This is a genomic window from Mycobacterium sp. IDUB_28 (assembly GCF_055419285.1).
This window is the reverse complement of record NZ_JBVAXK010000006.1, coordinates 252,358-271,162: the sequence shown is the minus strand read 5'-3', so window position 1 is coordinate 271,162 and position 18,805 is coordinate 252,358. Positions and strand designations below refer to the sequence as shown.

Here is an 18,805-nt window from a genome sequence, read left to right as displayed (position 1 = left end):
TCCTGCAGATCAATTCGAACAGGTCTTGACGCGGCTGGACGGGTCAGGGGCTGCGGTGCCGCTCCATCAGGGACACCTGATGATCGCGCACGCTCAGTCCCTCCCGCGGCGAGGCCGTCCACTGGCCGTCGGATCCCAATTCCCAGCAGCGGGTGGACGGATCCAGTGCGGATTGGAACAACTCGTCGAGCTGTGTGGTCAATCGCGGGTCTTTGACCTGTGCCATGACCTCGACCCGACGGTCGAGATTGCGATGCATCATGTCGGCACTGCCGATCCAGAATTCGCCGATGGCGTTGAAATGCAGAATCCGCGAGTGCTCCAGGAAACGGCCGAGAATCGAGCGGACGCTGATGTTTTCGGAGAAACCTGCGGCACCGGGGCGCAGCGCGCAGATGCCGCGCACCACCACTTCCACCCGCACACCGGCCTGTGATGCGCGGTAGAGCGCATCGATGACCTGTTCGTCGACCAGGGCGTTCATCTTCAACCGGATCCTGGCGTCATTGCCCCGCCGGTGGGCCTCGACTTCACGCTCTACCCGCTCGATGATGCCGGTGCGAATTCCGTGCGGTGCCACCAACAAATTGCGATAGGTGAGCTTGCGCGAGTAGCCGGTCAGGGTGTTGAACAAGTCGGTCAGGTCGGCGCCGATGTCGGGATCGGCGGTCAGCAGCCCGACATCCTCGTACAGTCGTGCCGTCTTACCGTTGTAGTTGCCGGTTCCGACGTGGCAGTACCGCCGGATGATCGGACCCTCGCGGCGCACCACCAGGCACGTCTTGCAGTGCGTCTTGAGCCCGACGAATCCGTAGACAACATGGACCCCCGCCTGCTCCAGCGTTCGCGCCCAACGGATGTTGGCCTGTTCGTCGAAGCGCGCCTTGATCTCCACCAGTGCCACCACCTGCTTGCCGGCTTCGGCGGCGTCGATGAGCGCCCGCACGATCGGCGAATCACCGGACGTGCGATACAGCGTCTGTTTGATGGCCAGCACGTTGGGGTCGGCGGCGGCCAGTTCGATGAAGCGCTGCACGCTGGTGGAGAACGAATCGTAGGGATGGTGCACCAGCACATCGCCTTCGCGCAGGGTCGCGAAGATGCTCTTCGGGGTCTCCCGGTCGGCGAAGGCTGGATGGGTGGCCGGCACGAACGCCCGGTCCTTCAGGGCCGGACGGTCCACCCCGTAGATCTGCCACAGCGACGACAAGTCCAGCAGCCCAGGCACTTCGATGACGTCGCCGGGATGGACATCGAGTTCGCGCAGCAGCAGTTCGAGCATGCTCTCGGTCATGTCGTCGGCAACTTCGAGTCGCACCGGCGAACCGAACCGCCGTCGTGCCAACTCCCGCTCGAGTGCCTGCAACAGGTCTTCGTCGCGATCTTCTTCCACTTCGAAGTCGGCGTTGCGGGTGATGCGGAACGTGTGATGTTGAACAATCTCCATGCCGGGGAACAGCACTGGGAGGAAAGCGGCGATCAACTCCTCCATCGGCAGGAATCGCACGATGCCCCGCTCGCGCCGCTCGCCGTCGGATTCCGCTTTCGTTTCCAACTCCACAAAGCGGTCGACGTTGTCGGGCACCTTGACCCTGGCGAAGTGCTGGGTGCCGTCGTCGGGCTGTTTGACGGTGACCGCGAGGTTCAGACTCAACCCACTGACGAAGGGGAACGGGTGGGCGGGGTCGACGGCCAGCGGGGTCAGGACGGGGAAGACCTGATCGTGGAAATACGTCGACAACTGTTCGCGCTCAGCCTCGTCCAGGTCGGCCCACGTGATGATGTAGATGCCTTCTTCCTCCAGCGCGGGGGATACCTCGTCGAGGAACACCCGGGCGTGGCGGCTGGCGATCTGCTGGGTCTGTTCGCCGATGCGCCGCAACTGCTCACGCGGCGTCAGTCCGTCGGCCGAGCGGACCGACAGCCCCATTTCGTCGCGGCGTTTGAGGCCGGCGACCCGAACCATGTAGAACTCATCCAGGTTGGAAGCAAAGATCGCCAGGAATTTGGCGCGCTCCAGCAGGGGCATCGAATTGTCGGCGGCCAGCGCCAGCACCCGGGCGTTGAAGTCCAGCCAGCTCAGCTCCCGATTCAGGTAGCGCTCGTCGGGCAGCGGGTCGTTGATCGCGGCGGGAGTCGCCGCCGGCGGTGCCGCAGGTGCCGAGTCGCCTGACTGCCGAGCACCCTCGTGGGTGGATGCATCCGCTTGGGGTGGGGCTTCGATTTCGGTCACCCTGCGATCATTGCCTATTACCCGTGGGCGAGGCCACCAGTCCTGGGAGATCGGCAACCCATCCATCTGGCGTTGAGATGCGATTCACCGAGCGGACATGTTGGGCCGTGTCTGCCGTCCCGCGGGTTGCTGCTGCGGGGAATCAGCGGTGCGCGATCGCGCGCGCGGTCGCCGGGCCCACCCCGAGGCGGCGCGCGGCGGCCAGGTCGGCCGGTGTGTCGACGTCGCAGCGCAGACCGGGCCACGCTCCGGTGAGTTCGACGGCACCCGAATGCCGGTGTCGCGCGGCGGAATCCGGCCCGAACCGGGGATCGAGCGGGGTGCCGAAGGCACACAGTGCCGCGGTCCCCGTGCCGGCCCGGTCGGCGACGAAGCTGCGCTGGTGCGCGCGGGCGGCTGCGACCGCCTCGGCCAGCTCCTGGGACTGCAATGCCGGTAAATCACCTTGCAGCACAACAAGATTGGTAATGCTCGCGGCCATCGAACGTTCGGCGGCGACGATGGCGCTGTTCAACGGATCGGGATCACCCGCCGGGGTGGGGTCGGTCAGCACCTCGGCGCCGAGCCCGGATGCGGCCGCCCCGGCGGCCTCGTCCGGTGTGATCACCACGATCGAGTGCAACGACTCCACCCGGGCCGCGGCGGTCAGCGTGTCGAGCAGCATGGCCAGCACCACCGCTTCGCGGGTCGGGGCCGAGAACACCGGCGCCAGCCGGGTCTTGGCGGCAGCCAACCGTTTGACGGCGATGATCAACCCCACATCTCCGCCTGCGCCGCCCATGGGGGCCATCCTGCCAGCGAGGCTTGGGCGCAACGCCTGCGAGTGTCAAGCTAGCGTGATGCCGGCAGGCGAGCGTCGCGCCAGAGTGACGGTGGCCGCAGAGCTCCGGGAGGGTGGATGACCGGCACGGGAACTGTCGTGGTGATGGGCGCCGGTGCGTGGGGCACCGTATTGGCCAAGGTGCTCGCTGATGCCGGGGGAGAGGTCACCCTGTGGGCGCGGCGGGCGGAGGTCGCCAAGCGGATCAACGCCACCCGGTCCAATCCCGACTACCTGCCCGGTATGCACCTGCCGGCCGGGATTCGCGCCACGTCGGACGCCGAGGAGGCCCTCACCGGCGCGACCACCGTGCTGCTCGGAGTCCCGGCGCAGACCATGCGATCCAACCTGGAGAACTGGAACGGGATGTGGGCCGACGGTGCCACCCTGGTCAGCCTGGCCAAGGGCATCGAGCTGGGCACCCTGATGCGGATGAGCCAGGTCATCGTCTCGGTCACCGGAGTCGACGCCGCGCAGGTCGCGGTGATCTCAGGACCCAACCTGGCCAGCGAGATCGCGCAGGGCCAGCCGGCCGCCACCGTCGTCGCCTGCACCGACTCCGGGCGTGCCGTCGCGCTGCAACGGTTCTTGAACAGCGGCTATTTCCGCCCGTACACCAACTCCGACGTGGTGGGCACCGAAATCGGCGGTGCCTGCAAGAACGTGATCGCGCTGGCCTGCGGAATGGCGGTCGGGGTGGGATTGGGCGAAAACACCGTCGCAGCCATCATCACCCGCGGGCTGGCCGAGATCATGCGGCTGGGTCTTGCCCTGGGCGCCAAAGGCGCAACCCTGGCGGGTCTGGCCGGGGTGGGCGACCTGGTGGCAACCTGCACCTCGCCCTACTCGCGCAACCGCTCGCTGGGCGAACGCCTGGGCCGCGGGGACACCGTGTCCTCGGCGTTGCACAGCAAGGACGGGCACGTCGTGGAAGGCGTCACGTCCTGCCAGTCGGTGCTGGCGCTGGCGTCCAGCTACGACGTCGAGATGCCGCTCACAGACGCCGTGCACCGGGTATGCCACAAGGGCCTGTCGGTGAACGAAGCGATCGCCCTGCTGCTGGGCCGCAGCACCAAGCCGGAGTGAAATGACTCTCCGCTTGACCTGCGCAATCCCGCGACGCGGCGCCGCAACCGGTAGCGTCTCCAGGTTGTGACTGCCAGCAATCGGGTGCGTGTCGCCGTCGTTTTCGGCGGCCGCAGCAACGAGCACGCCATTTCGTGCGTGTCTGCGGGCAGCATTCTGCGCAATCTCGACCCGCAGCGGTTCGAGGTGGTCGCGATCGGCATCACGCCGCAGGGCTCGTGGGTGCTCACCGACGGCAACCCCGACGCGCTGACGATCAGCAACCGGCAACTGCCTGCGGTGAGCCCGGAATCGGGTACCGAACTGGCGCTGCCGGCCGACCCGCAGCGCGGCGGCGAACTGGTGTCGCTGCGGCCCGGCGCCACCGAAGTGCTGGGCGCGGTCGACGTGGTGTTCCCGGTCCTGCACGGCCCCTACGGCGAGGACGGCACCATTCAGGGCCTGCTCGAACTCGCCGGCGTGCCCTACGTCGGCGCCGGCGTGCTGGCCAGTGCGGCCGGGATGGACAAAGAATTCACCAAGAAGCTGCTGGTCGCCGAGGGCCTGCCGGTGGGTGACTACACCGTGTTGCGGTCGTCCCAGCCGACGTTGCACCCCGAGGAACGCGAACGGTTGGGACTGCCCGCGTTCGTCAAACCCGCGCGCGGGGGTTCCTCCATCGGGGTCAGCCGGGTGACGAGTTGGGACCAGTTGCCCGACGCGATCGCGCAGGCCCGCCGCCACGACCCGAAGGTGATCGTGGAGGCCGCCATCAGTGGTCGCGAGCTGGAGTGCGGGGTGCTCGAAATGCCGGACGGCACAATCGAAGCCAGCACACTGGGTGAGATCCGGGTGGCCGGGGTGCGGGGTCGCGAGGACTCCTTCTACGACTTCGCCACCAAGTACCTCGACGACGCCGCCGAACTGGACGTGCCGGCCAAGGTCGACGACGACATCGCGGACACGGTGCGGCAGTTGGCGATTCGTTCGTTCGCCGCCATCGACTGCCAGGGCCTGGCCCGGGTGGACTTCTTCCTGACCGACGCGGGCCCGGTGATCAACGAGATCAACACGATGCCGGGCTTCACCACCATCTCGATGTACCCGCGGATGTGGGCGGCCAGCGGCGTCGATTATCCGACCCTGTTGGCCACCATGGTGGACACGGCGCTGGCGCGGGGTGTGGGTCTGCGTTAGCCGATAGCCGTTAGCCGGGCCGGGCGGGGTCGATCGGGACCGCGGCCAGGGTGCGGTCGATGACGGCGGAGAGTTCCTGAATCGGCGTCGGCCCCGATCCGCCGGGCAGGGTCAGTGCCACGTAGACCGGACGGTCCACGGTGTACCAGGTCGATTCGGTCCCGTGGGTGCCGGCCGGCTCGGACACCTGGAACCACTGCACCCGGTCGACGCCCTGGATCGGTACGCCCACCACGAAGCCGGCCGGACGCGGCATGCCGCAGCGCAGCACCACGGCACCGCCGTCGGACCGCCAGGCGCGGGCGCCATCGGGAGCGGGCTGCGCCAGATCCGCGCGCTGGTAGTCGCCGAGTCGCTGCGGCAGGGCGGCGAGCAGCGCCTGACACTCGGGGCTCGCCGCCTGCGGGGCCGCAGCCGCCGCGATGACGACCGGTGGCCGCGGTGCGCGGCGGTTGACCGCGACGACCAGGAGCGCCCCGATCGTCGCCACGGCCAGCACCAGCGCGGCGATCAGCGCGGCGCGCGGTGGGCCGCCGGGCTCGGAGTTGCCTGCCACTGCTGGTTACCTCCGCAATTACACTGACGCGGTCCGCCCGAACCGGCAGGGAACCAACGTACCGGTTCGTCGGGCCGCATGCGGGAGGAGGCGGGGTGAGCGACGACGCGGCCGGGCAGTCCCCGACGCTGCAGCAGTCCGGTGAGTTCGCCGTGATCGAGCGTCTGGTGCGCGACCGCCGGCAGCCCGCCGCGGTCACCCTGGGCCCCGGGGACGACGGGGCCGTGGTGTCGGGAACCGTGGTCTCGACCGACATGCTGGTGCAGGACCGGCACTTTCGGCTGGACTGGTCGTCGCCGCACGACGTCGGCCGCAAGGCCATCGCGCAGAACGCCGCCGACATCGAGGCGATGGGTGCGCGACCCACCGCGTTCGTGGTGGGTTTCGGGGCGCCCGGCAGTACACCGACGGCCGAAGTGATCGCCCTGGTCGACGGCATGTGGGACGAGGCGGACCGGATCGGCGCCGGCATCGCGGGCGGGGATTTGGTGAGCTGCCCGCAGTGGGTGGTGTCGGTGACGGTGCTGGGTGACCTGAACGGTCGTGCGCCGGTAATGCGGTCGGGGGCTCGGCCCGGGTCGGTGGTTGCGGTCACCGGCGAACTGGGCCGATCCGCAGCAGGATATGAATTGTGGCGCAACGGCATTGAGGAATTCCGCGAGCTACGCTGTCGGCATCTGGTGCCGCAACCGCCCTACGGTCAGGGGGCGATCGCCGCGGCCGGTGGCGCCACTGCGATGATCGACGTCTCCGATGGACTGATCTCGGATCTGCGGCACGTCGCGAAGGCCTCCGGCGTTGCCATCGATCTGTCGGCTGCGTCATTGGCCGCCGATCACGATGCGGTGACCGGCGCTGCCGCGGCGGTGGGTGTCGACGGCTGGTCATGGGTGCTGGGCGGCGGTGAAGACCACGCCCTGGTGGCGTGTTTCAGCGATGCGGTGCCCGACTCGTGGCGGGTGATCGGACGGGTGCTCGACGGGCCGGCGCGGGTGATGGTCGACGGTGTCGACTGGACGGGTCATGCGGGGTGGGAGTCTTTCGCGGGGTGAGGCCGTTGCCGGCGCCGAGCCGGTATTCAGGGCTGGCGCTCCTCGGCGTGTCGGCACTCTGAGTGCAGGCTCGGTGCCACCAGTGCAGTCTCGGTCTCACCGTGCGCGGCACGACGCGCGTTAGGGTGGCGCGGTGACCGTCTACGCCTTCAACCAGCCCGGGTCGCCGTGACCGCCCGTCCGTTGCCCGAACTGGTCGAAGCGGGCTGGGCGAGCGCACTCGAGCCGGTCGCCGACCAGGTGGCCCAGCTGGGCCAGTTCCTGCGCGACGAGATCACCGCCGGCCGGCGATATCTTCCCGCCGGACCAAACGTGCTGCGTGCCTTCACCTTTCCGTTCGATGACGTTCGGGTACTGATCGTCGGCCAGGATCCCTACCCGACGCCCGGGCATGCGGTGGGCCTGAGCTTCTCGGTCGCGCCAGACGTGCGGCCGCTGCCGCGCAGCCTGGCCAACATCTTCGACGAGTACACCAAAGACCTCGGTTACCCGCCGCCGTCGTGCGGAGATCTCACCCCGTGGGCGCAACGGGGCGTCTTGCTGCTGAACAGGGTGCTCACCGTGCGGCCCAGCACCCCGGCGTCGCACCGCGGAAAGGGATGGGAAGCGGTGACGGAGTGCGCGATTCGCGCCCTGGTCGGTCGCCAGCAGCCGATGGTGGCGATTCTGTGGGGACGCGACGCCTCAACCCTCAAGCCTATGCTGGCCGACGGCGACTGCGCCTTCATCGAATCACCGCATCCGTCGCCGTTGTCGGCCTCGCGCGGCTTCTTCGGGTCGCGACCGTTCAGTCGCGCCAACGAACTGTTGGCGCGAATGGGCGCCGACCCGATCGACTGGCGGCTGCCCTAGCGCGCGCCTACCCGCCGGGGAAGTTGACGTCCTTGGTGACGGCCTTCCACTCCTCGATCGAGGCCGACATCGCGGCGATCTTGTCGCGCATCGCTTTGAGCACGTCGCGGCCCAGCAGCAGCCGCAGTGGCGGTTCGTCGAGTTCGGTGACCATCAGCACCGCCTCGGCCACCTTGCGTGGGTCACCCGGCAGGTGATCGGCGAACTGCTTGATGAGGTCCTTGCGGGCGGCGACGTCGGCGTAATCGGCGATGGGAGTGCTGGATTCCTTCATCGATCGCGACGCCCAGTCGGTGCGGAAGGCGCCCGGTTCGATGGCGGTCACCTTGATACCCAGCGGCTTGACCTCCTGCGCAAGCGCTTCGGTCACCGCTTCCAGCGCAAATTTGGTCGACGAGTAGTAGGCGTTGGGCGGGTTGGCCACCAACCCCGTCATGGACGAGATGTTGACGACATGGCCCGATCCGCGGGCCCGCATCGCCGGGAGCACCGCCTTGATCATGTCGACGGCACCGAAGTAGTTGACGTCGAAGAGCTTTCGCACCTCGGCGTCCTCACCCTCCTCCACCGCCGACAGATAGCCATGGCCGGCATTGTTGACCAGCACGTCGATGCCGCCGAAGGTCTCCTCCGCCGCGGCGACCGCGGCGGCGATCTGGCCGGCGTCGGTCACGTCGAGAGCCACGGGCAGGGCCCGGTCGCCGAACTCGTCGACGAAGTCGCGCACCGCATCGGCGTTACGTGCGGTGACGACGACGCTGTGTCCGGCTTCCAGGGCACCGCGGGCGATCTCGCGGCCGAACCCGGTGGAGCAACCGGTGACCAACCAGCGTGCCATCTCAGAGTGTCCCTTCCGGGAGTCGCCGCAGATACGCCCTGCGGCGTTCGGCGAGTTCGGTTTTACGCTGTTGCTCGGTCACCCGCGGCAGGTTCGGTACCTCGGCGTCGAGCAGGTCGCGCTTGATCACCCGCCCGTGCGCACCCAGACCCGCACGGGGTCCGGTCTCGCCGAACTCGGCCATCCGCAACGTCAGGATGGCCTCGCGCAGACCGTCGGTGTCGATCCAGTTCGCCACACCGGGATCCTCGGGGGAGATCACATAGGTGTAGGTGCCGTCCTCGTTGGCCACCGACTGCGCCTTGTTGAGGCTTCCGGTGCGGTCGACGATGTCCAGCGTGGTACCCCAGATGTTGCTCAGCGGCACCGTGAAGTATTCGGCGCCACCATCGTTGACGTCCACCACGAAGGCCTCGTCCGGGGCGAGGTCGATGCGGCCCATCACATAGAACTGGTTGCGCATGGCGCCGTCGGTGTCTGCCGACCACGCCAGTTCGAACCGGTTGGCGGGCATCTTGTAGGCGCCGTGGCTGAGCTTGCCGGTAAAATTCGCGAAGTACGCCATCATCGCCGCGGTCGCCTCGGCCTGCTCGTCACGGGTGCGGGCCGGGGACGACGGTGCAGCGCCAAGGCGTTGCACCGCAAGGTGATTGGGGTCGTCACGGCCCCAGTCCAGCAAAACGTCGCGGATGTAGAACTCGTGCGCGGCCGCAGTGGTCCGCACGTGATTGGGTCGCCCCCCGGCGGGTTCGGCGTCGACGGTGATGGTGAAGCTGCCGTCGGAATCGACCGCCATGGTGCGGCCGTTGAGCACATCGACGGTGCCCATGTTCGCGTCCCAGAGGGTGAAGTAATTCTCGGTCATGCGGTGTTCGCCGACGCGACCGTGGATCTCGTAGCGCTCGTCGCCGGAGATCGGGATCACCCGGTACACGCTGTCGGGATTGTCGATGCCCCACCGTGATCCGGGAATCGCGCGGCCGTCCACCGGGTGCGCCAGTCGGGTGATGCAGCTGACCTTGGGGCGCAGCTTGTCCTGGTTGGACGACCACACCGCCGCCGAGAACATCACCTCGGCGAACGCATCGTCGAACCGCTCGCGCATCGCGTCCGACGCCTTGGCGCGGCCCAGCCAGGTCTGCGCGACGTCGGCATAGGCGGCTTTGACGGTGGGGTGCTCGATCAGCTCGAGGGCGGCCAGTTCCTGTTCGTGCTGCGATGCCGTGGCGACCGGGTCATCACTCACTGGCTCCTCCTTGTGTATTCGTGAAATCGCTTGTTGTACAGACTGAATCGCTCGTCTACCAGTTCGGGCCGCAAACCGTAGGTCTTGAGACCGTAGGGCGGGCGCGCCGGCTCGCGGGGGCGTTCGCGCAGCCAGCGTCGCATCGCGTCCTCGGCGTGGGACGTCAGCGGAAGCCCGAGCGCCTCGTAAACGCGGGACACCTGCCCGATCGGATCGGCGACCGCATCGTCGAACCCGATGTCGGTGACCCGCTCCGGTCCCCAGCCGTCCCGCGCCGTCATCGCCCTGTCGTTGGTCCATCCCATCCGCTCCAGCCACTGCGCGCCCACCCGGGGGAGGTCGACGGTGTCGGCGTGCATCGCGTGCAGGGTGGCGTTCAGGCCGGCCCCCGAGGCGATGGTGGTGCGCGGGTCCCGGTGCATGTGCACCAGGTGCAGTTCGGGGAACTGCGTGCGCAGCAGATCCAGATAGCCCAGGTGGGCCGGCGATTTCAGCACCCAGCGCTGCGGTTGTTCCCCGCGCTGCCGCTTCTGCCACTGCAGGAATTGCAGCATCCGGTGCAGGTGCCGGTAGGCCGGGGTGAAGTCTTGGTCGTCGAGCCAGGATCGGTAGTGCGGCAGGTGCGCGCCGGATTCGGGAACGTGGGACAGGAACGCATCGGCCAGGAAGACGATCTCCTCCTCGGCTTCCCGCGCATACATCGGATGGATCCGGAACAGGTCCGGCGCCAATTCCCGCGATTTCGCTTCGCGCCCTTCGCTGATCGCGATGCGGGGGTCGAGCCCGTCGAATCGGTAGCCTAGCTTCGGTGCGACCTCGACGACCTCCCAGCCGTACGCGCAGCTGAAGCGCGGGTCGGCCGCCAGCAGGCGTTGCAGCAGTGTGGTTCCGCTGCGCATCATGCCGACCACGACGATCGGCGGCGCCAGTCGTTCGGCCAGGATGTCGGGGTGCCGCCGGACCCATTCCTGGGTACGCAACCGCATCCGCAGGCTGTGCACGATGCCGGAGCGCAGGATGTAGGTGCCGATATCGTTGAGCCCGGCGTTCGGGTAGTCGTCCAGCAGCACGCGCAGCGGCCGCTCGAATTCGCCTGGCCCCCAATCGGTCAGCGACTCCTTGCGTTGCGCGTCGGCCAGGATGGCCGCGGCGTCGAAGGGTGCGGAGGCGTTGCCCACCAGGGTCAGAACTTCAGGTGCTGGCTGACGTCGCCGACCTGGTCGACGAACATGACGCGGCAGTCGAAGTGCCACACGCCGTCGAGCCGGTGGAACGTGTCTTTGTAATGTCCGGTCACGATCACCTGTAGGGGCAGCTCGGGGGTGGCTTGGGTGACGCAGTAATACGAGGTACTGCGGGCGGTCCCGGCGGCCTCGTCGATGTACAACTGCACGTTGCTGGTGTTGTGTTTGGTCTTGGGGGTGCCGTCCTCATAGATGCGAGTGGCCATGTCGTACATCGCGCGCACCCGGGCCGATCCGGCGAACACGGTCTCGGGCGGCCCGTCTTCCATCCCGCAGATGCGGCCGTGCTCGAAGAGCTGGGCCACGCCGTCCAAGTCGCCGCCGTCGAGCCGCTCGGCGTAGGTGTAGATCAGGTTGGTGATCTCTGTCGCGCTGTCACTCACCTTCGAACCGCCCTCGACGCCATCAGTCTGACTAATCTGACCTCGTGACGTTACCTTGGACGCCCGATCGGCTCGGCGACCTGACCGGCAAACGGGTCATCGTGACCGGAGCGACCAACGGGGTGGGGCTGGGCACCGCGCGAGCGCTGGTCAAAGCCGGCGCGCACGTCATTCTGGCGGTACGCAACACCGAGCTCGGTGAGCAACGCGCCGCGCAGCTTGGTGGCTCGACGTCGGTGGTCAAGCTCGATCTGGCCGACCTGTCCTCGGTGCGTGCCTTCCCCGATCTGATCGAGGGCGACGTCGACATCCTGATCAACAACGCCGGCGCTCTGACCGAGCGGCGCCGCGACACCGTGGACGGCTTCGAGATGACGCTGGGCACCAACTTGCTCGGCCCGTTCGCGCTGACCAACTTGCTGCTGCCGCGGGTGCGGGCCCAGATCATCAATGTCGGATCCGACGCGCACCGCTCGGCGACGCTGCACCTCGACGATCTGCATCTGCGCCGCACCAAGTGGACGAGGCTGGGGGCCTACGCGCAGTCCAAGCTCACGGTGATGTTGTGGGGGCTCGAGCTCGACCGCCGGCTCCGTGCCGCAGGCTCGCCGATCGTCAGTCAGCTCACCCACCCGGGCTGGGTGGCGTCGAACCTGTCGCAGGTCGGCGACTCGCCGCTGATGTCGTTGGCGCACAAGGCGGTCAAGACGGTGGCCGACCGGCTGGCCAACGACATCGACGAGGGCGCGGCGCCCACGCTGTACTGCATCAGCGAACCGATCCCGCCGGGCAGCTATGTCGGCGTCAGCGGTCGGGGCGGGCTGCGCGGCGGCCCGGTGCTGATCGGCCGCACGGTGGTCGCTTGCGATTACGACACGGCCGGCCGGCTCGTGGCGTTCGCGGAAGAGGAGACCGGTACCACGTTGCAGATTCCCGGCCGTAAGTGAGCGGACGGCGCTGTGTGCGGGAGCCGCTAGCGGCGTGCGCCATGAGGGTGTCGATCGCGAAACCGCAGGGCTGCGGAAATCAACGCGGCGCCAACCGGCCCGTGGTCGTAGGCGTACACGATCGCGGCGGCGGCGCGATCGCGCAGATTGCGCTGCTCGGCGAGCCACGTCGTCGGCGCAACACCCGCGACATGACAACGACCCTCGAACGCATCAAAGCCGCTCTGTGAGAAGTGAGGCGGCGGGTAACGGCTTCAGCCGCGGGTGACCTTGCCGGCCTTGATGCACGACGTGCACACGTTGAGCCGCGTCTTGTTGCCGCCGGGACGGGTCACGGCGTGCACGGTCTGAACGTTGGGGTTCCACCGGCGGCTGGTGCGGCGGTGGGAGTGCGACACCGACTTACCGAAGCCGGGGCCTTTCCCGCAGATATCGCACACAGCGGCCATGGTTCAAACTCCTCAAGTCTTTGTTGCTGCGGTCCGGCGACCCGGTTCGGATCCGCCGGCCGGAAGTAGGCCGGGTTGGCCCGGCCGTCCCACAATACCGACTCCGGTAGGCAACCGCCAAAACGGCTCAACGAACCGCGACGCGTCGTGACCAGTGCTGTCGTGGCCGATAGCTAGGCTGCTGATGGCTCACCGGCCGGCGGGACCGAGGTTACGCTAGCGCGCATCGGGGGCGTGCTGCGGCGGTAAGGAGGTGGGGGCGGGTTTGGCCACGGAGGATCGTCAGCTGGACGGCTCGGCCCTGCGGGACTGGGCGCACACCGCCGTGAGCGACCTGATCACCCACATCGACGAGATCAACCGCCTCAACGTGTTCCCGGTCGCCGATTCCGACACCGGTGCCAACATGCTGTTCACCATGCGTTCGGCGCTGGCCGAGGCGGATGCCGAAGCCAGTCGCGGCAGCTTGGACGTGGTCAGGGTCGCGGCGGCGTTGTCGGCGGGAGCGCTGCACGGCGCCCGCGGCAACTCCGGGGTGATCCTGTCGCAGATTCTGCGGGGATTCGCCGACGCGACCGCTGCTGCGGCCGCCGAATCCGGTGCGGCGCTACCGGCGATCGATGCCGCGCTCCTGGCCGCCGCGCTGTGGCGGGGGGTGGAACTGGTCGTCACCTCGATGGGGGGAAACGAGGTGCCAGGGACCATCGTGTCGGTGTTGCGGGCCGCCGCCGGTGCCGTCGACGAGTGTGCTGCCGCCGGCCAGTCGCTGCACCTTGCCCTCGTCGCGGCCGGGGATGCGGCGGTGATCGCGCTGGAGAAGACCCCCGAACAGCTGGACGTGCTCGCCGATGCCGGTGTGGTGGACGCCGGGGGCCGGGGGCTGCTGGTCATGCTGGACTCGCTGCGTTCGACGATCACCGGAGAGACGCCCACCCGGACCGTCTACGAGCCGTCGTCGCAGCCGCAGCATAAGCCGCCGGCGATCGAGCGGGGTCCGGCGCCTCAGTTCGAGGTCATGTACCTGGTGGCCGGCTGCGATGCGGCGGCTGCGGACACGTTGCGGCAACGGCTGGAGGAATTGGGCGACTCGGTGGCCATCGCGGCCGCGCCGTCGGACAGCTACTCCGTGCACGTCCACACCGACGACGCCGGCGCCGCGGTGGAAGCCGGCCTGTCCGCCGGTCAGCTGAGCCGGATCGTGATCTCGGGACTCAGTTCCGGCGCGACCGGGCTGCCCGCGGGCAGCTGGACGCGGGAACGTGCGGTGCTTGCCGTCGTCGACGGCGACGGGGCCGAGGAGTTGTTCGCCGGTGAGGGTGCCTGCGTGCTGCGACCGGGGGCGGACGGCAGCGCCGATGCGCCCGGGATCACCGCCCATCAGTTGGTGCGCGCCGTGGTGGACAGCGGTGCCGCCCAGGTGATGGTGCTGCCGAACGGGTACGTGGCCGCTGAGGAGTTGGTGGCGGGGTGCACCGCGGCCATCGGCTGGGGTGTCGACGTGGTGCCGGTGCCGACCGGGTCGATGGTGCAGGGGCTCGCGGCATTGGCTGTGCACGACGCCGGCCGTCAAGCCGTCGACGACGGCTACACCATGGCCCGCGCCGCCGGCGCCGCCCGGCACGGATCGGTGCGGGTGGCTACCGAGAACGCGCTGACCTGGGCCGGAACCTGTAAGCCGGGTGACGGCCTGGGCATCGCGGGCGATGAGGTGCTGATCGTCGCCGAGGACGTGGCCGCTGCCGCGATCGGCCTGCTGGACCTGCTGATGGCCTCGGGCGGTGACCTGATCACCGTGCTGATAGGCGCCGACCTGGACGACGCGGCGGCCGCTGGCATCGAGCAGGTGCTGGACAGACACATGCACGACCACCACCCGGGCAGCGAACTGGTGAGCTACCGCACCGGTCACCGCGGCGATGCGTTGCTGATCGGGGTGGAGTAGTGGCCTCGCTGAGCGATCGGCTGGTCGACGTCATCGGGGGCAAGTCAGCCGGACAGCTGTACGAGTACTTCGGTCTGCGGACCGTCGACGACCTGTTGCGGCACTACCCACGCAGTTACCTGGAGGGCGCCTCCCGGCTCACGGCCGAAGACCAGCGTCCACAAGCCGGTGAGCACATCACCATCGTCGATGTCATCACCAAAAGGACTTCCGGTGTGATGAAAAAGAAAAGTCCGACTCAGAAGAAAGCGCGAATGTGGTTGCGCATCACGGTCGGATCCGGCCGCGGTGAGGTGACCGCGACGTTCTTCAACGCCGAAGGCCTGATGAAGGACCTCACCGAGAACACGAAGGTGATGCTCTCCGGGGAGGTCGGATACTACGGCAAGACAATGCAATTCACCCATCCCGCGTTCTTGATCATGGACTCGACGGACGGGAGGAACCACGGCAGCGTCTCGCTGCGTGAGATCGCCGACGCGTCGACGTTGGTCACCGGTGAGTTGGCGATGTCGGAGTTCGAGCGTCGGGTCTACCCGATCTATCCGGCCAGCGCCAAAGTGCAGACCTGGCACATCTATGGCGCCGTAAAGCAGGTGCTGGACCAACTCGACCCGGTGCCCGATCCATTGCCCGCCGATTTGCGTGCCAGGTTGGGTTTGATCGACGAAGACGCAGCCTTACGCGGCATCCATTTGGCTGAACGACCGGCCGAGCGGGCGCGGGCGCGTGATCGCCTCACCTTCGACGAGGCCGTCGCTCTGCAGTGGGCGCTGGTCGGTCGCCGCCATGGTGAGTTGTCCGCATCCGGTCCCGTCGCCCCCCGGCGCGACGACGGTCTGGCAGCAGAACTGTTGCAGCGTTTGCCCTTTGAACTGACCGCCGGACAGCGTGAGGTGCTGTCCGTGGTGTCCGACGGGCTGGCCTCGGCTCGGCCGCTGAACCGGTTGCTGCAGGGTGAGGTCGGGTCCGGAAAGACCATCGTGTCGGTGCTGGCGATGCTGCAGATGGTCGACGCGGGTTACCAGTGCGCGCTGTTGGCGCCTACTGAAGTGCTTGCGGCACAACATTTTCGGTCCATCACCGAGGTGCTGGGTCCGCTGGCGACGGGCGGTCAGCTGGGAGCGGCCGCCGGGGACGGCTGGGAAGCCACCCGGGTGGTGCTGCTCTCCGGGTCCATGACCGCGGCGCAAAAGAAGCGGGCGCGGTCCGAGATCGCCGGCGGTGCGGCCGGGATCGTCATCGGCACCCACGCATTGCTGCACGACGCGGTGGAGTTCCACAAGTTGGGCATGGTGGTGGTCGACGAGCAACACCGGTTCGGTGTCGAGCAACGGGATCGGTTGCGCGCCAAGGCCCCGGCCGGCGTCACGCCGCATCTGCTGGTGATGACCGCGACGCCGATCCCGCGCAGTCTGGCCCTGACCGTGTACGGCGACCTGGAAACGTCGACCCTGCGCGAGCTGCCCCGGGGGCGTCAGCCCATCACCACCAAGGTGATCTTCGTCCGGGACAAGCGGGCCTGGCTGGAGCGTGGTTTTCAGCGCATCCGGGAGGAGGTCGCCGCCGGCCGCCAGGCCTATGTGGTGGCGCCGCGGATCGACGAGGAGGAAGCCGACGAGGCCGGAGACGACGGCAAGCGGCCGTCGGCGACCGCGGTCGGACTGTTCACCAGGCTGCGCTCGGCCGAGCTGGCCGGGCTGCGGCTGGGTCTGATGCACGGACGGCTCTCCGCTGACGAGAAGGACGCCGTGATGGCATCCTTCCGTAGCGGCCAGACCGATGTGCTGGTCTGTACCACCGTGATCGAAGTGGGTGTCGACGTCCCCAACGCCACCGTGATGCTGGTGATGGATGCCGACCGGTTCGGCATCAGCCAGTTACATCAGCTGCGCGGCCGCATCGGCCGCGGCCGGCACCCGAGCCTGTGCCTGCTGGCGAGCTGGACGTCAGCGGGTTCTCCGGCAGGCAAAAGGCTGGAGGCGGTCGCCGGGACGATCGACGGATTTGTGCTCGCCGACCTGGATCTCAAAGAGCGCAGAGAAGGAGATGTGCTGGGCCGCAATCAATCCGGTCGGGCTATCGTGCTGCGGTTGTTGTCGCTGGCCGACCACCTCGAGTTCATCGAGAACGCTCGGGACTTCTGCGAGGCCGCCTACGCCACCAACCCCGACGATCCCGGATTGTCCTCGCTGGCAGCCCGATTCACCGATACCGATCAGATCGAGTACCTGGACAAGTCATGACGAACCGTCGAACCGTGCTGTGGCTGGCCGCGGTCGCTGCCGTGGCGGTGCTGGTCGCATACCAGACGCTGGGGTCCTCCGCCGCCCGGCAAGCCCAGGAGTTCGCTGCGCGCGCCGACGTACCGACCGTGGCGCCCGGCGACGATGTGCTCGCCGGGGTGCTGCTGTTGCCGTTTCGGGCACACCGGTTCGACTACCGCCGGTCCGCGTTCGGCGACGCCTGGGACGACGACAACGATGCGCCGCTGGGCCACAACGGTTGTGACACCCGTAACGACATCCTCAACCGCGATCTGGTGGACGTCACGCACGTGTTCACCAAGCGGTGTCCCGACGCCGTGGCCACCGGCACCCTGCACGACCCGTACACCAACACCGTCGTCGCGTTTCAGCGCGGCGCCAAGGTCGGCGAATCGGTGCAGATCGATCATCTGGTCCCGCTGGCGTATGCCTGGGACATGGGCGCCTACGGTTGGCCGGAGGCCCAACGGGTGCGCTTTGCCAACGACCCGGCGAACCTGCTGGCCGTGCAGGGCAGGGCCAACCAGGACAAGGGCGATTCGCCGCCGTCGCAATGGATGCCGCCCAACGGTGCTTTCGCGTGTCAATACGCCGTGCAGTTCATCGCGGTGCTGCGTGGCTACGCGCTGCCGTTGGATCAAGCGTCCAGCGGCGTGCTGCGAGACGCGGCGGCCACCTGCCCCGCCCGCTGATCGGCGCTCAGGTGCCGGCGTAGTTGTCCGGATCCGGGCGCAGCCGGGTGCCGTCGTTGAGCCCGTTCAGCGCGTCGACGTGCTCGGCGGCCAGCTCGAAATCGAACACATCCAAGTTGCCGGCGATGTGTTCGGGTTTTGCCGAGCGGAACACCACCGAGTTGCCCAACTGCACGTTCCACCGCAGCAGGACCTGGGCGGGCGTCTTGCCGTACTCGCCGGCGATCGACGTCACCGTCGGGTTGTCATTCAACTTGCCCAGCGCCAGCGGGGTGTAGGACTGCGTGACGATGTCGTGCTCGGCGTTCGCCTTGCGCAGCTCCTCCTGGTTGAGCAGCGGGTGCAACTCGATCTGATTGACCGAGGGGGTGACGAAAGTCAGGTCGATGGCCATCGTCAGGTGCTCCGCGGTGAAGTTGGACACCCCGATCGAGCGGGCGTGCTGCTCGCCGCGGCACTGGATCAGGCCACCCCACGAGTCCACGTACTTGCCCAGCGACGCGGCCGGCCAGTGAATCAGGTACAGGTCGACGTAATCGAGGCCGAGGGTCTCCAGGCTGCGCCGGCAGGCTTCCTGCGAGGACTTGAAACCCTGGTCGGCGGTGGCCAGCTTGGTAGTGACGAACAACTCGGCGCGCGGAATGCCCGACGCGGCGATCGCCCGGCCCACCGCCGCTTCGTTGCCGTAGGCGGCCGCGGTGTCGATGAGCCGGCAACCGACTTCGAGTGCGGCCGAGACGGCGCGTTCTGTCTCGTCGTCCGACAATTCCGCGGTGCCGAGACCGAGCACCGGCATCGTCTGCTCGTCGTTGAGGGCTATCGAGGGGATAGAACCGGGGACAGAAGCGGCGCCCGACTCGCCAGTCAACGTCATCACCTACCTATGAAATTTGAGCGTTCTCCGATTAGGGCCCAGCCTGGTGCCGCAGTCCGCACGGCTCGGGGATCACATATTACCGAGTTGACTATGCGATCTAACCAACGCCCGGGCTGGTGTCCGCTCCCAATGTCGGACATTCGTC

The 18,805-nt window shown here is 67.9% G+C and carries 18 protein-coding genes; 9 read left to right on the top strand and 9 right to left on the bottom strand.

Annotation, left to right across the window (positions count from 1 at the left end; all coding sequences use genetic code 11):
- Positions 1–43: 43 nt before the first annotated feature.
- On the bottom strand, positions 44–2,299 hold the full coding sequence (locus ACZYZ9_RS15180) for an RNA degradosome polyphosphate kinase (RefSeq protein WP_463827068.1): 2,256 nt from the start codon (positions 2,297–2,299) through the stop codon (positions 44–46).
- Between the two features lie 76 nt (positions 2,300–2,375).
- A complete protein-coding gene (gene cofC, locus ACZYZ9_RS15175; protein WP_463827067.1) occupies positions 2,376–3,014 on the bottom strand; it encodes a 2-phospho-L-lactate guanylyltransferase in 639 nt (212 codons plus the stop codon).
- 117 nt (positions 3,015–3,131) lie between these two features.
- Here cofC and ACZYZ9_RS15170 point away from each other — a divergent pair, with 117 nt between their 5' ends.
- Both ACZYZ9_RS15170 and ACZYZ9_RS15165 read left to right on the top strand, forming a co-directional pair.
- Entirely contained in the window at positions 3,132–4,139 is a 1,008-nt protein-coding gene (locus ACZYZ9_RS15170) for an NAD(P)H-dependent glycerol-3-phosphate dehydrogenase (RefSeq protein WP_463827066.1), read from the top strand.
- A gap of 66 nt (positions 4,140–4,205) precedes the next feature.
- Positions 4,206–5,315, top strand: coding sequence for a D-alanine--D-alanine ligase family protein (locus tag ACZYZ9_RS15165; protein WP_463827065.1), 1,110 nt, complete (start codon positions 4,206–4,208; stop codon positions 5,313–5,315).
- Positions 5,316–5,325: 10 nt separating this feature from the next.
- Here ACZYZ9_RS15165 and ACZYZ9_RS15160 read toward each other — a convergent pair whose 3' ends face one another.
- Positions 5,326–5,871: a DUF3515 domain-containing protein gene (locus tag ACZYZ9_RS15160; protein WP_463827064.1), complete on the bottom strand. Its 546-nt coding sequence runs from the start codon at positions 5,869–5,871 to the stop codon at positions 5,326–5,328.
- 95 nt (positions 5,872–5,966) lie between these two features.
- Here ACZYZ9_RS15160 and ACZYZ9_RS15155 point away from each other — a divergent pair, with 95 nt between their 5' ends.
- Entirely contained in the window at positions 5,967–6,923 is a 957-nt protein-coding gene (locus tag ACZYZ9_RS15155; RefSeq protein ID WP_463827063.1) for a thiamine-phosphate kinase, read from the top strand.
- A gap of 168 nt (positions 6,924–7,091) precedes the next feature.
- Complete coding sequence (locus tag ACZYZ9_RS15150; protein ID WP_463827062.1) at positions 7,092–7,775, top strand: uracil-DNA glycosylase; 684 nt, start codon at positions 7,092–7,094, stop codon at positions 7,773–7,775.
- Between the two features lie 7 nt (positions 7,776–7,782).
- Here the strand turns inward: ACZYZ9_RS15150 and ACZYZ9_RS15145 are convergent, their stop codons facing one another.
- The 4 genes from ACZYZ9_RS15145 to ACZYZ9_RS15130 are packed head-to-tail and all read right to left on the bottom strand — an operon-like array spanning position 7,783 to position 11,486.
- Positions 7,783–8,613, bottom strand: a complete 831-nt coding sequence (locus ACZYZ9_RS15145; protein WP_463827061.1) for an oxidoreductase — start codon at positions 8,611–8,613, stop codon at positions 7,783–7,785.
- A 1-nt stretch (position 8,614) separates the two neighbouring features.
- Entirely contained in the window at positions 8,615–9,859 is a 1,245-nt protein-coding gene (locus ACZYZ9_RS15140; RefSeq protein ID WP_463827060.1) for a DUF1214 domain-containing protein, read from the bottom strand.
- The gene (locus ACZYZ9_RS15135; RefSeq protein ID WP_463827059.1) at positions 9,856–11,037 is read right to left on the bottom strand and encodes a sulfotransferase family protein; all 1,182 of its coding nucleotides are present in this window, start codon (positions 11,035–11,037) and stop codon (positions 9,856–9,858) included. The genes ACZYZ9_RS15140 and ACZYZ9_RS15135 overlap by 4 nt, the downstream gene beginning before the upstream one ends.
- Before the next feature lie 5 nt (positions 11,038–11,042).
- The gene (locus tag ACZYZ9_RS15130) at positions 11,043–11,486 is read right to left on the bottom strand and encodes a nuclear transport factor 2 family protein (protein ID WP_463827058.1); all 444 of its coding nucleotides are present in this window, start codon (positions 11,484–11,486) and stop codon (positions 11,043–11,045) included.
- A gap of 44 nt (positions 11,487–11,530) precedes the next feature.
- On the opposite strand from ACZYZ9_RS15130, the gene ACZYZ9_RS15125 reads away from it, so the two are divergent.
- A complete protein-coding gene (locus tag ACZYZ9_RS15125) occupies positions 11,531–12,433 on the top strand; it encodes an SDR family NAD(P)-dependent oxidoreductase (RefSeq protein ID WP_463827057.1) in 903 nt (300 codons plus the stop codon).
- A gap of 41 nt (positions 12,434–12,474) precedes the next feature.
- Positions 12,475–12,663: a hypothetical protein gene (locus ACZYZ9_RS15120; protein WP_463827056.1), complete on the top strand. Its 189-nt coding sequence runs from the start codon at positions 12,475–12,477 to the stop codon at positions 12,661–12,663.
- 24 nt (positions 12,664–12,687) lie between these two features.
- On the opposite strand, the gene rpmB is transcribed toward ACZYZ9_RS15120, so the two are convergent.
- Positions 12,688–12,882 carry a 50S ribosomal protein L28 gene (gene rpmB / locus ACZYZ9_RS15115; RefSeq protein ID WP_463827055.1) on the bottom strand — a complete coding sequence of 65 codons (195 nt, stop codon included), beginning with the start codon at positions 12,880–12,882 and terminating at the stop codon, positions 12,688–12,690.
- Positions 12,883–13,147: 265 nt separating this feature from the next.
- Here rpmB and ACZYZ9_RS15110 point away from each other — a divergent pair, with 265 nt between their 5' ends.
- From ACZYZ9_RS15110 to ACZYZ9_RS15100, 3 genes are read left to right on the top strand one after another with little or no spacing between them, the layout of a single operon-like run.
- Positions 13,148–14,824 (top strand): DAK2 domain-containing protein, encoded by a 1,677-nt coding sequence (locus ACZYZ9_RS15110; protein WP_463827054.1) that lies wholly within the window; start codon positions 13,148–13,150, stop codon positions 14,822–14,824.
- The gene (recG, locus tag ACZYZ9_RS15105; protein WP_463827053.1) at positions 14,824–17,070 is read left to right on the top strand and encodes an ATP-dependent DNA helicase RecG; all 2,247 of its coding nucleotides are present in this window, start codon (positions 14,824–14,826) and stop codon (positions 17,068–17,070) included. The genes ACZYZ9_RS15110 and recG overlap by 1 nt, the downstream gene beginning before the upstream one ends.
- The gene (locus tag ACZYZ9_RS15100) at positions 17,067–17,783 is read left to right on the top strand and encodes an HNH endonuclease family protein (RefSeq protein ID WP_463827052.1); all 717 of its coding nucleotides are present in this window, start codon (positions 17,067–17,069) and stop codon (positions 17,781–17,783) included. Before recG ends, ACZYZ9_RS15100 begins: the two co-directional genes overlap by 4 nt.
- Positions 17,784–17,790: 7 nt before the next feature.
- Here ACZYZ9_RS15100 and ACZYZ9_RS15095 read toward each other — a convergent pair whose 3' ends face one another.
- Positions 17,791–18,651: an aldo/keto reductase gene (locus ACZYZ9_RS15095; RefSeq protein WP_463827051.1), complete on the bottom strand. Its 861-nt coding sequence runs from the start codon at positions 18,649–18,651 to the stop codon at positions 17,791–17,793.
- Positions 18,652–18,805: the final 154 nt, after the last annotated feature.

What these genes read in the sequence shown, in the direction of transcription:
- cofC (WP_463827067.1), bottom strand. Translation starts at nt 3,014, where the DNA reads ATGGGCGGCGCAGGCGGAGATGTGGGGTTGATCATCGCCGTCAAACGG.
- ACZYZ9_RS15120 (WP_463827056.1), top strand. Translation starts at nt 12,475, where the DNA reads ATGAGGGTGTCGATCGCGAAACCGCAGGGCTGCGGAAATCAACGCGGC.
- ACZYZ9_RS15100 (WP_463827052.1), top strand. Translation starts at nt 17,067, where the DNA reads ATGACGAACCGTCGAACCGTGCTGTGGCTGGCCGCGGTCGCTGCCGTG.
- ACZYZ9_RS15170 (WP_463827066.1), top strand. Translation starts at nt 3,132, where the DNA reads ATGACCGGCACGGGAACTGTCGTGGTGATGGGCGCCGGTGCGTGGGGC.
- ACZYZ9_RS15145 (WP_463827061.1), bottom strand. Translation starts at nt 8,613, where the DNA reads ATGGCACGCTGGTTGGTCACCGGTTGCTCCACCGGGTTCGGCCGCGAG.
- ACZYZ9_RS15180 (WP_463827068.1), bottom strand. Translation starts at nt 2,299, where the DNA reads ATGGATGGGTTGCCGATCTCCCAGGACTGGTGGCCTCGCCCACGGGTA.
- rpmB (WP_463827055.1), bottom strand. Translation starts at nt 12,882, where the DNA reads ATGGCCGCTGTGTGCGATATCTGCGGGAAAGGCCCCGGCTTCGGTAAG.